8 protein-coding genes are annotated in these 12,121 nt (G+C 61.8%); 6 read left to right on the forward strand and 2 right to left on the reverse strand.

Annotated features, from left to right (window positions below; all coding sequences use genetic code 11):
• Nucleotides 1-3: 3 nt before the first annotated feature.
• The 5 genes from ACI48I_RS20315 to ACI48I_RS20335 all read left to right on the forward strand — a co-directional run bounded on the left by ACI48I_RS20315 (nt 4) and on the right by ACI48I_RS20335 (nt 7,351).
• Nucleotides 4-1,407, forward strand: coding sequence for a TIGR03013 family XrtA/PEP-CTERM system glycosyltransferase (locus tag ACI48I_RS20315; RefSeq protein ID WP_193687916.1), 1,404 nt, complete (start codon nt 4-6; stop codon nt 1,405-1,407).
• Nucleotides 1,408-1,464: 57 nt separating this feature from the next.
• A complete protein-coding gene (gene prsK, locus ACI48I_RS20320; RefSeq protein WP_193687917.1) occupies nt 1,465-3,549 on the forward strand; it encodes an XrtA/PEP-CTERM system histidine kinase PrsK in 2,085 nt (694 codons plus the stop codon).
• A gap of 17 nt (nt 3,550-3,566) precedes the next feature.
• On the forward strand, nt 3,567-4,928 hold the full coding sequence (gene prsR, locus ACI48I_RS20325) for a PEP-CTERM-box response regulator transcription factor (protein WP_498575229.1): 1,362 nt from the start codon (nt 3,567-3,569) through the stop codon (nt 4,926-4,928).
• On the forward strand, nt 4,925-6,370 hold the full coding sequence (locus tag ACI48I_RS20330; RefSeq protein WP_498575230.1) for a right-handed parallel beta-helix repeat-containing protein: 1,446 nt from the start codon (nt 4,925-4,927) through the stop codon (nt 6,368-6,370). The genes prsR and ACI48I_RS20330 overlap by 4 nt, the downstream gene beginning before the upstream one ends.
• A 63-nt stretch (nt 6,371-6,433) precedes the next feature.
• Complete coding sequence (locus ACI48I_RS20335) at nt 6,434-7,351, forward strand: hypothetical protein (RefSeq protein ID WP_498575231.1); 918 nt, start codon at nt 6,434-6,436, stop codon at nt 7,349-7,351.
• A 28-nt stretch (nt 7,352-7,379) separates the two neighbouring features.
• Here the strand turns inward: ACI48I_RS20335 and ACI48I_RS20340 are convergent, their stop codons facing one another.
• A complete protein-coding gene (locus tag ACI48I_RS20340) occupies nt 7,380-8,459 on the reverse strand; it encodes a polysaccharide deacetylase family protein (protein WP_498575232.1) in 1,080 nt (359 codons plus the stop codon).
• A 460-nt stretch (nt 8,460-8,919) separates the two neighbouring features.
• On the reverse strand, nt 8,920-10,308 hold the full coding sequence (locus ACI48I_RS20345; RefSeq protein WP_498575233.1) for an FAD-binding oxidoreductase: 1,389 nt from the start codon (nt 10,306-10,308) through the stop codon (nt 8,920-8,922).
• A 368-nt stretch (nt 10,309-10,676) separates the two neighbouring features.
• Between ACI48I_RS20345 and ACI48I_RS20350 the strand changes: the two genes are divergently transcribed.
• On the forward strand, nt 10,677-12,116 hold the full coding sequence (locus ACI48I_RS20350) for a UbiA family prenyltransferase (RefSeq protein WP_498575234.1): 1,440 nt from the start codon (nt 10,677-10,679) through the stop codon (nt 12,114-12,116).
• Nucleotides 12,117-12,121: the final 5 nt, after the last annotated feature.

Genomic DNA, 12,121 nt, shown 5'->3' on the forward strand with positions numbered 1-12,121 from the left:
GACGTGTTCAGGATTTCTAACCATTATGTGTCGAAGATCGTATCCGTCCTGCTTGTCGTGGAAGTGCTGGTGCTGCTCGGCGCCGCCTACGCGGGCGCGGCGCTGCGCTACATGGAAGTCGGCACCACGGTGACGGTTCCGTCGCTCGACCATTTCTTCACCTCGGCCGTCGCGTTCGCGCTGGCCATCGTGTTCAGCATGAGCGCCATGGGCATGTACCAGCTCGATTTCGAAGAAGGCCTGCGCCACCCGTTCCTGATGAAGCTGATGCCTTCTTTCGTGATGGGCTTCCTGATCCTGACGCTGGTGTTCTATGTCGCGCCCGAACTCTCGTTCGGCCGCAGCATCCTGGTGATCGTGTTCGCGCTGGCGGCGGTCGGCATCTTCATCGCGCGCATGATTTTCTTCAAGACCTCGGAAGCGCGCTTCCTGCAGTCGCGCATCATGTTCCTCGGCGGCGGACCGCTGGCCAAGGAATGCAGCGAACTGGCCGAGCGCGCCAACCGCTACCACCGCTACGACATCGCCGGTTTCATTCCGGCGCCGGGCGAGGAGCTGTGCGTGACGCAATCGGACCTGCTGAAAATGCGCGACGGCGATTCGCTCGTCAAACTGGCGCGCCAGTACAACGTGTCGGAAATCGTGGTCTCGGTGCAGAACCGGCGCGGCGGCTTCCCGATCAAGGAACTGCTCGACTGCAAGCTGCAGGGGCTGAAGGTCACGGACGCCGCCACCTTCTTCGAACGCGAAACCTGCCAGATCCGGGTCGATTCGATCCAGCCGAGCTGGCTCGTCTTCGGCGGCGGCTTCGACCAGAGTTTCGTGCGCATCTTCATGAAGCGCACCTTCGACCTGATTTGCAGCACGATCATCCTGGCGCTGACCTTCCCCTTGATGCTGCTGGCCGCGCTGGCCGTGTGGTTCGAAGACCGCGGTCCGGTGTTCTATTCGCAGGAACGGGTCGGCAAGGACGGGAAAAGCTTCTTCGTGCATAAATTCCGCAGCATGCGCGCCGACGCCGAAAAGGGCGGCAAGCCGCAATGGGCCGCGCAGAACGATCCGCGCGTTACCCGCGTCGGCAACTTCATGCGCAAGACCCGGATCGACGAACTGCCGCAGATCCTGAACGTGTTCAAGGGCGAGATGTCCTTCGTCGGTCCGCGTCCGGAGCGCCCATACTTTGTCGAGCAGCTGATCGAAGTGGTCCCGTACTACAATGTCCGCCACAGCATCAAGCCAGGCATCACCGGCTGGGCGCAGGTGCGCTACGGCTACGGTTCCTCGGCCGAGGATGCGCTGCAAAAGCTGCAGTACGACTTGTACTACGTCAAAAACAACAGCCTGTTCCTCGACTTCCTGGTCCTCATTAATACCTTGAAGGTGGTGCTGTTCCGCAGCGGCCGCTAATCGTCGGCTCCGCCCGCGATAACGTTACATGCCGGGCCTGCGCGCCCGGCTGCGCACATGGATAGTGTCTCTCTCACCAGTATCGCCACCTACAGCTACGGCCTCGCGGCCGTCGGCTTCCTGCTGCTGGGCGTGCCGCTTCTGACGAGCTGGCGCGGGCGGGCGCACGGCCCGCTGCTGGTGGCGGCCTGCCTCATCTCGGCCTTCTGGGCCGCCTCCCTGGCCTGGGCCGCCACCGACCTGCTGATGTGGACCGACCTCTCCGACGGCTTCGAGGTGGCGAGGAATGCCGTCTGGTCGCTGTTCCTGGTCGTCCTGCTGGGAGACTGGCGCGCGCCCGGCAGCCGGCTGCCGCTGAAGCTGCGGCCGGCCCTGTTCGCGGCGGCCGTCTGCTACCTGGTCGCGCTGGCCGCGGCCAGCCTCGGCTACTGGGACCTGGCCCTCCTGGAAAGCGTGCTGCCGGTGACGGTGCGCGTGGTGCAGGCGGTCGGCGGCATGCTGTTAGTGGAACAGGCCTACCGCAACAAGACCACCCAGGAACGCTGGGCCATTAAATTCGCCTGCCTCGGCATCGGCGGCATGTTCGCCTACGATTTTTATTTGTACAGCCACGCGATGCTGTTCCGCGAAGTCGACCCCGACATCTGGGCCGCGCGCGGCGTCATCAATGCGCTGACGGTGCCGCTGCTGGCGCTGTCGATGCGGCGCGCCAAATCGTGGCGCTCGCCGCTGGCGGTGTCGCGCCGCGCGATGTTCCACTCCGCTGCCCTGTTCGGCTCGGCCATCTACCTGCTGGCGATGGGCTCGGCCGGCTACTACCTGCGCTATTTCGGCGGCAGCTGGGGCACGGTGATGCAGGTCACCTTCCTGTTCGGCGCCTTGCTGCTGCTGGCCGGGATCCTGTTCTCGGGCACCTTCCGCGCCTGGCTGAAGGTGTTTATTTCCAAGCATTTCTACAGCTACGGCTACGACTACCGCGAAGAGTGGATGCGCTTTACGCGCACGCTTTCCGAAGCGGGGCCGAACCTGGGGGAACGCACCGTACAGGCCGTGGCCGCCCTCGTCGAAAGCCCGGGCGGAGCCCTGTGGCAGCGCCGTGAAGCGGGCCGCTTCGAGCCGGTCGCGGCCTGGGAAGTGCCGCTGCCGGACGTCGCCGAGCCCGCCGACTCGGCCCTGTGCCGCTTCCTCGAATCGACCCAGTGGGTGATCGACCTCGGAGAGTACGCGGACGACCCGGACAAATACGAAGGGCTCGTGCTGCCCGAGTGGCTGCGCGATTTTCCGCGCGGCTGGCTGGTGGTGCCGCTGATGATGGGGGCAAATAAACTGTTCGGCTTCGTCGTGCTGCATACGGCGCGCAGCCCCGTCAAACTGAACTGGGAAGTGCTGGACTTGCTCGAGATCGCCGGCAGCCAGGCCGCCAGCTACCTGGCCCAGCAGGATGCGGCCGACGCGCTGATGACGGCGCGCCAGTTCGAATCGTTCAACCGCATGTCCACTTTTGTGGTGCACGACCTCAAGAACCTGGTTTCGCAGCTGTCCCTGATGAATGCGAACGCGGAAAAGCACAAGAACAATCCCGAATTCCAGGCCGACATGCTGGAAACGGTGTCCTTGTCCGTGCAGAAGATGCGCCTGATGCTGCAAAAGCTCTCGCGCATTGATGTCCAGGAAAAGCCGGTGCCGCTGGCGGTGGACCAGGTGGTGCGGCAGGCGGTGGCCAACAAGGCGGCCTTCGAGCCTCGCCCGCAGCTCGACCTGCGCGACACCGGCCTGCGCGTGCTGGCCGACCGCGAGCGCCTCGAGCGCGTCGTCGGCCACCTGATCCAGAACGCGATCGAAGCCACGCCGAAGGAGGGCAGCGTCACCATCGGCCTCTACCAGGACGGCGAAGCGGTCCGCATCGAGATCACCGATACCGGCGAAGGCATGAGCGAAGAGTTCATACGCGAGCGCCTGTTCAAGCCTTTCGAGTCGACCAAGTCGGCCGGCATGGGCATCGGCGTGTTCGAGAGCCGCGAATACATCAATGAGCTGGGCGGGCGCCTGGAAGTATCCAGCAAGCCGCTGTCCGGCACCACTTTCAAAGTCATCCTGCCCCTGTACAAGCAGGATGCGCTGCTCGTCGACCGTGCAGCCTGACCCGAGGATTGACCACTGTGACCCAGACCAAACAGAAACTCCTGATCATCGAAGACGACCCCGGCCTGCAAAAGCAGCTGAAATGGAGCCTCGACGCCTATGACGTCGCCGTCGCCGGCGACCGCGAAGCCGCGCTGGCGCAGATCCGGCGCCACGAGCCGGCGGTGGTGACGATGGACCTCGGCCTGCCGCCCGATCCGGACGGCTCGACCGAAGGTCTCGCCACGCTGCAGCAGATCCTGGCGCTGGCGCCGGACACGAGAGTCATCGTCCTGACCGGCAACCAGGACCATGCGAACGCGGTCAAGGCGATCGGCCTGGGAGCGTATGACTTCCACCAGAAGCCGTGCGATCCCGAGGTGCTGAACCTGGTGATCCAGCGCGCCTTCTTCCTGCACGACCTGCAGCAGCAAAACCGCCGCATGCAGCGCGAGCAGGCCGATTCGCCGATGGCCGGCGTGATCTCGCGCGCGCCCTCGATGCTGAAAATCTGCCGCAACGTCGAAAAGGTCGCGCCGACCTCGGCCTCGGTGATGCTGCTCGGTGAATCGGGTACCGGCAAGGAAGTGCTGGCGCGCGCCGTGCATGCATTGAGCCCGCGCGCAAAAGAGCGCTTCATGGCGATCAACTGCGCGGCGATTCCGGAAAACCTGCTGGAAAGCGAATTGTTCGGCTACGAGAAGGGCGCGTTCACGGGCGCGGCCAAGCAGACCAAGGGTAAAGTCGAACTCGCCCACGGCGGCACCTTCTTCCTCGACGAAGTGGGTGACTTGCCGATGCCGCTGCAGGCGAAACTGCTGCGCTTCCTGCAGGAGCGCGTGATCGAGCGCATCGGCGGCCATGAGGAGATCCCGGTCGACGTGCGCATCGTCTGCGCGACCCACCAGAAACTCAAGGAACTGTGCGCCACCGGCCGCTTCCGCGAAGACTTGTATTACCGCCTGTCCGAGATCGTCGTGACGATCCCTCCGCTGCGCGAGCGCGAGGGCGACGCCGCCCTGCTGGCCCACCATTTCAAAAATAAATTCTGCGCCGCCGAAGGACGTCCATCGCTGCATTTCGCGCCCGATGCGATTGCCGCCATCGAAGCCTATCCATGGCCGGGCAACGTGCGCGAGATGGAAAATTATATTAAGCGCGCCGTGATCATGGCCGACGGGAATACCATCGTCGCCGACGACCTGGGCCTGCCGGGCGAGGGGCTGGAAGAAGAGCCGATCAACCTGCGCCAGGTGCGCGACGAGGCCGAGTACAAGGCCATCGTCAAAGCACTGGCCCGGGTCGACGGCAACATCGTCAAGGCCTCGGAGATCCTCGGCATCAGCCGCCCGACCATGTACGACCTGATGAGCCGTCACAACATCAAGACCGGCGCATGAAGTTCATCAAGCTGCTGGCCGTGCCGCTGGTCCTGGCGGCGGCCGGCGCGGCGGCGGGTTTATATTACCTGCAGTCGCAAGGCGTCACGCCGCGCGCGCTGGCGCCGTATCTCCTCAAGCGCACGAGCGGCCACAACCCCCTGGTCGAAGGCGCGGGACGCTTCACCTCCGGCACCTTGCTCGCGCTCGACCGCGGCCAGACCGGCCCGTATGTGCCGCCCGCGCTGCTGCTGGGCGCCCAGCCCGAAGGCCTGCCGGCCCCCGCCGGGCGCGAGCGGCTGGTGGCAAGCGTCGACGAGCTGCGGCGCGCAATGGCCGATGCCGCGCCTGGTGACGTGATCACGTTTTTACCGGGGGAGTATGCCTTGCGCGCCACGCTGTATGCGAGCCGCCCCGGTACCGCGTCCGCCCCGATCGTGGTCCGTGCGGCGCGCCCCGGCACGGTAGCGGTCACGGTCGCCGTCGGCGAAGGGTTTACGGTGACCGCGCCTTACTGGCGTTTCGAAAACCTGAGCCTGCGCGGCGCCTGCGCCGAGGACGAGTACTGCGACCATGCCTTCCACGTGGTCGGCAACGCCCACCATTTTGTCGCCCGCAACAACACGATCCGCGACTTCAACGCCCACTTTAAAATCAACGGCGAGCGTAGCAGCTTCCCCGACCACGGCCTGATCGAATCGAACACCCTGAGTAACGCGGCGCCGCGTAAAACATCGCGGCCGGTCACGCCGATCGACCTGGTCGCCGCCAGCGACTGGACCATTCGTGCCAACCTGATCCAGGACTTCGTCAAGGCCTGGGGCGACCGCACCAGCTACGGCGCCTTTGCCAAGGGCGGCGCCGCGCGCACTGTCTTCGAGCGCAACGTGGTGCTGTGCGAGGCGCTGCTGGCCGGCCAGCCGGGACAGCGCATCGGCCTCTCGTTCGGCGGCGGCGGCACCGGCAAACCCTATTGCCGCGACGCGCGCTGCATTACCGAGCACGATGGCGGCATCATGCGCGCCAACCTGATCGCCGGCTGTTCGGATGTCGGCGTCTACCTCAACAGCGCAGCCGGCACCCAGCTGGTCGACAACACCGTGCTCGACACGGCCGGTGTGCAGGTGCGCTTTCCGACCAGCAGCGCTACCCTGGAGGGCAACCTGGTGGACGGACCCCTGCGTTCGGATGAGGGAGGGGTGCTGCGCGCCGGGGACAATCTGGCGACCGGTATCGGCTGGCTTTACCTGGGAAGGCATCCGCAGCGGCAGTTGTTCGCGGATCCGGCACGGCTCGATTTGGAATGGCGCGGCGAGGCGCCGCAGCGCGACGCGGGAGCGTCCGCAGCCGGCCTGTGTGAAGCACAGCGGCAGGCGCGGCGGGCCTACGGCGCGGCTGACGATTTCCGCGCCTGCTTGCGCCCCCAGCAGGCTGAGCTCGGTCGTCATCCGAAGATGATGTAATATTGCAATTCTAAATCGGCAATGCACTGTTCTTTGCCTGATCTCACTACTTTTGGATACCCCATGGAGCTCGATCCGCTCATCTCGCTGGCAAGGGCAACCCTGATGGGTCTTTCCCAGCGTCTTTCCAGCATCACGGAAATGGCAACGATCGCCGATTTCGTCCGCAATGCGCAGGAAATCGGTCCCTTCGAACACTATAAAATTTTTCCTCAGAACGCCCGTGCGCTCGTTCCGAGCTCTCAGCTTGCTGATGGCAGCAAGGCTTCAGCGATTTTCCTGAAAGCCGCCATTATGCAGGGCATGCTCGAGACGCTGACATCGAAGCGCTTTGCCAAGCTCCCGCCCCGCGTGCGTATGCAGCAGACAAGGCAGTTCGAGCGCATGCTCGCGGAGGGCGAGACGCTACCCGAGTGGCTGGACGTGGATCATGACCTCTTCCACAAGGAATTCGGCATTGCCACGCTGCGGCTTTACGTGGCGGGCGCGCAGCTCGTCGATGCCCGCTGTGGCATCCCGCGCTCGATCTTGTTCAAGGGGGGACTAGGCGGTGTGCCGGGGAACCTTGCGAAACTGCTGCGCCTGGGCGGCTTTCGCGCATATTTCCAGATTCATACCCATAAATTCATGCTCGACACCTTCAACGAAGAAGGGTGGAACGAATGCTACCGCTGCTGTGCCGAGCTGTATGCGCTCCATCCGGAAGTGCTGGGGATGTATGGGAGCAGCTGGTTCTACGATCCCGCACTCGACCTTGTCAGTCCGCGCCTTTCCTATCTGCGCGCGGTGCCGATGGCAGGGGGGGCAGAATTGTTCTTTGTGGAAGAGGGTGGGGATGCCCTGAACAATTCCTTGTCGACCTCGCCGACCCGGCGCAAATTATACGAAGAAAAAAAATATTCTCCGAAGAGTTATATGCTTGCTTGGGGTAGGGCAAAGCAGATCGGCTGGGCCCAAGCGCAACAGCACCTGGCGTCCTGAGGATGGCAGGTGCAGCACGCAGGGGCGCTTACGCGGTGATCGGTTGGGGCGCGGGACGACGCTCGCGGAGGAAGCTGAGCGCCTTGCGCATCAAGTCCGAAAATCCACTCATTTCTGCCTCGAATTCGAGGGGATGAACGTCCTCGCCGTCCAAGAAGCGCGGCAGATAATGACATTGCTCTCCGTCGAGGCTGTCGATCAGGCCGGGAATGCAGGTGGTCGCGGAACGGATGCCCAGTGCGTTGAGCGTGCCGGCTGCCTCCGGACCGAATGAGCCGCTCGGGTAACAATAGTGCTTGGGCGTATCTAGCCCGAGCCCGACAATCGTGGCCTCGCATTGTCGCAAATCGTTGGCGAACTGATCCGGTTTGCCTTTCGGATACTCATGCACATGGCCATGTGATTCGATGGCGCATCCTTGGCCCAGAACAGCGAGCACTTCTTGCTGGGTCACGTAGTCGAAGCGCCGGCTGCCCAAATTCAGCGTCGCCGCTGACACACCGAGGCCGCCGGCAAACGTCTCGAGTGCACTACAGACCTGTTCGCGGCCTCTTGCCAACGCATGGATCGCGTCTACGATGGTGTGCGCCAGGCGATGGCGCTCCCCGGCCTTGCGCAGGTCGTAGTCGCCATCCACCGCGGCACCCCATCCTTCGACCTTTACCGGTTGTTGGCCTGCTTTCCAGATGATGTAGCGCACCGTGACGTTCAGGATGGGATGGTCTGCAAGAAAATCCTTCGTGCTGAGGTAGAGCGTCGAGGGTATCTGCAAACGCGACAGCACCGGCAACAGCTTGCTGGCCGTCGAATACCAGCCATCGTCGAAGGTCACTACTGTGCGTAAGGCTGCCTGCCTGCCACCTGCGACTTGCTGCTTGACGCCTTCGTCGAGCGTGACGAACTGGAAGCCCTTGTTTTGCATCCAGCGCATGCGGGAATCGAGCGTTTCCGCGGTGCAGAACAATTTGGGATTGAAGCCTTTTTCGTCCCCGATCACGCCGCCGTGGTAGCACAGGATGCGTAGCTGCGATTTCGTCAGGTAGCGCGCTAGTTTGAAGAGGCCGAGCGTACGCGCACCGGTCAAGATGAGGATTTTTGGACGCAACATGAGTTCGCTTGAAATAAGGGCGTGTGGAATGCCGTAAGTCGAGGCAGGCGCATTGACGAAATGTTTGGCGGTTTATGTTTTCCCGATGACAACAAACGGTCAAACATGCATCGAGGAAATGCGACACAGTCCGCATCAACAGGCGTAATATGAACAATTCTTCTAAGCAATAGGAGAAATCCTACAGAGTATTTTGCATATTTACCATTTTTTATCGATGCTTATATGCTTTAAAACAACAAAATGCTTGGGGATTCGGTTTGGGACTTTGCAACTTCCGGTATCGCATGCGGGATGATGTATGTAAGTTACGCGCAAGCTTTCCTCAAGCTCAGCAATTCGTAACTCGGAGGATGTGTTTAGAGCCGGCGCGGCGGCCGCCAAGGAGATCGCAGGCGTCGTGGCCGTGCTGAAACGAAAGCAGCGGATGCTGCCTTGGCGTGAACTAGGCTCAGCGGCCTCAGGCGCCCGGCCGGATGTTCTGGTTGGTGCGGAACAGGTTGTCCGGATCGTATTTCGCCTTGATCTGCCTGAGCCGCGCGTAGTTCGGGCCATAGGCTTCGGCGATGCGGTCGACTTCGTCCTCGTTCAGGAAATTGATGTAGACACTGCCGGCGGCATGGGGCGCCGCGGCCTTGAAAAATTCGCGCGCCCAGGCCAGGCAGGCCGCATCCTGCGCCGCTTCTTCCCAGCGCGTGTGCACGTTCATCGCATACAGCGCGGCGCGGTGCGGATAGGCCATCTCGTCCGGGGCGTGGGTATTCGCCGCGCCGCCCAGCAGCCCGAGAAAAATTTCGCTCTGCGCGGACGGCAGCTTGCCGGCATAGTCGACCACGACGTCGATGGCCGCGTCCGACAGCGTATTGAAATTGTGCGACTTCCAGTAATTGCGTGCCGGCGGCACCAGCAGTGGATCGAAGGCCTGCTGCCAGGCGCTGTAGGGCACGGCGCCGACGTGTTCGCCCAGCGGGTTGCCGAAACTGCGCACCGTGTCGAGCGCAGCCTGCACCTGTTCGGGCGGCTGCGGCGAGAAAAAGGCGAGGGCGACGATCCCGGTGCCGTGCACCGATTCGGGCAGGAAGGGCAGTGGCGGCGCGCCGCGCAGCACGGCCCAGACGGATATGTTCTCGTCTAGCGCCTCCACATAGTCGCGGTAGTTGCGCAGCAGGGAACGCGCCTGTGCGAAAGGAAAAACGATCAGGCCGGCGGTGACCAGGGGCCCCACCTGGTGCAGCGCGAACTCGAAGGTGGTCACCACGCCGAAATTGCCGCCGCCGCCGCGGATGGCCCAGAACAGGTCGGGGTGATTGTCGCTGTCGATGTGCAGGCGCTCGCCGCTCGCGGTGACGATGTCGGCCGAGACCAGGTTGTCGATGGCGAGACCGTGCCTGCGCGTCAGCCAGCCGAAGCCGCCGCCCAGGGTCAGGCCGCCGACGCCGGTGGTCGAGTTGATGCCGAGCGGCGTCGCCAGCCCATAGGCCTGCGCCTCATGGTCGACGTCGCGCAACAGCGCGCCGCCCTCGACCCAGGCCCGCATCCTGTGCGGCGCCACCTGCACCGAGCGCATGCCGGACAGGTCGATCACCAAACCGTCGTTCACCAGGGCGCTGCCGGCGATGTTGTGGCCGCCGCCGCGCACCGCCAGCGGTATTCCGTGCTCGCGCGCGAAATCGACCGCCGTGCGCACGTCGGCCGCGCCGGCGCAGCGCACGATCATGGCCGGGCGCTTGTCGATCATCGCATTCCAGATCGTTCGCGCCTGGTCGTAAGCTGGTTCTCCCGGCAGCACTACACTGCCTCTCAGCTTGCCCTGCAGTTCCTCCATCTTGCTCACCGCCACCGTATCCATCGCACACCTCCGCATCGCTTGTCAAACCTTCAGGATAGGAAGACGAGGACGTTATGCAAGTGGGGCGGCGCCTTGGATTGTCCGCTGGAGTTGGTTCAACGTTAATATTTAATAGATGTAAGCTCGATAAGCTGATGTGATGCGTGTTGAAGCCTTCGACCTGATATCTGTCAAACCGGTTCACGGATCTAACGAATTTAAAAATGACAATTAGTAAGATTTTTCATTTAACAAATTGTTGTTAAGTATCTTCTTTTTCTATCAGTAACAGGATAATTGAACCCAAAAATATGCAAATGAAATAACATCAGCGGCTCAACGTAACATCGTGTCACTGATCGCGATGAAAAAATTGGCTAAGGGTCACCATGCAGAGCAATCAAGGTCCGTTAATTGTCGATCTCGACGGTACTCTTACACCCACCGATACCTTGGTTGAGTCGATCGTATCGATTCTTAAGAGAAATCCGCTGGAAATATTCCGATTGATCTATTGGTTGATCAGTCAGCGTTGCATCGCTGATTTCAAGCACAGGGTTGCGAAGATAAGTCGGTTTGCTGTTCCCAAAATTCCCTTTCGCGAAGATTTAATAGCTTGGTTAAAAAGCGAAAAAGAGCGGGGCCGCACCCTTGTGTTGGCAACGGCGGCGCACGAGAGCATTGCCAACGCCACGGCGGCGAAGCTAGGGCTGTTCGACGCCGTGTTATCCAGCACACCCCACACAAATCTGAAGGGATCATTGAAGTTGGAGGCTATCCGCATCCGCTTCGGCGACAATTTTACGTATGCGGGCGACAGTCATGCAGACCTTCCAATCTGGAAAAATGCCGCTGCCTCGGTGCTGGTCGGTGCCAACCGCCGTGTCAGTGACCAAGTTGAACGACACGGGAACCTTGAAAAAACGTTCAGCTACCCGGCACCATCGGTGTCGACTTGGCTGCGTGCGATCCGGATTCACCAATGGCTCAAAAACCTGTTGATGTTTGTGCCCTTGCTGACGTCGTTTTCCTTTGTGTCGCACCTGCACCTGCTGGGCGCAACGGTCGGTTTCGTCGCCTTCTCGTTTGCGGCCTCCGGTACGTATATCCTCAACGATATCTGGGACCTGGAAAATGACCGCAGCCATTCGCGAAAGCAAGCGCGTCCATTTGCTGCTGGGCTCATTCCGGTCCACCGCGGGATCGCTGCGTCGGCCCTGCTGATCGGCGTGGCGTTGCTGTTGGCCTATAGCCTGTCCCTTCAATTTTTCGGCATGCTGGTCACTTACATCGTCCTCACGACCACCTACAGTCTCGTCCTGAAGCAATATGTACTCGTCGATGTCGTGGTGCTGGCCCTGTTGTATACGTTTCGCGTGCTGGCCGGCGCTGTGGCCATTGGCAGTACCGTGACGCCATGGCTGCTTGCTTTCAGTGTCTTTATTTTCCTTAGTCTGGCCTTGGTCAAGCGCTGCGCCGAGCTCGTTGCGTTGCAAGGCACGGAGCAGGCCCATGTTCACGGACGCGACTATGGGGTGGCGGACTTGGCTGTGCTTTGGCCGCTCGGAATCGGCGCCGGCCTTTGCTCGGTCGTTGTCTTCGGCTTGTACGTCGGTAGCCCAACGGCGATCAATTTATATGGCGATACTACCAACGGACTATGGCTGGCCGGTATCGGCCTGATTTATTGGATAGCCCGTGTCTGGCTCAAAACGGCACGAGGCGAAATGGATGATGACCCGATCGTATTTACCTTGAAGGATTTCGGCAGCCGGGTCGCCATTGGTGCAATGGTGGCCGTTACCTTGAGCGCCCAGCTGATCAGCTAGAAATT

The organism is Massilia sp. LXY-5, assembly GCF_059801075.1.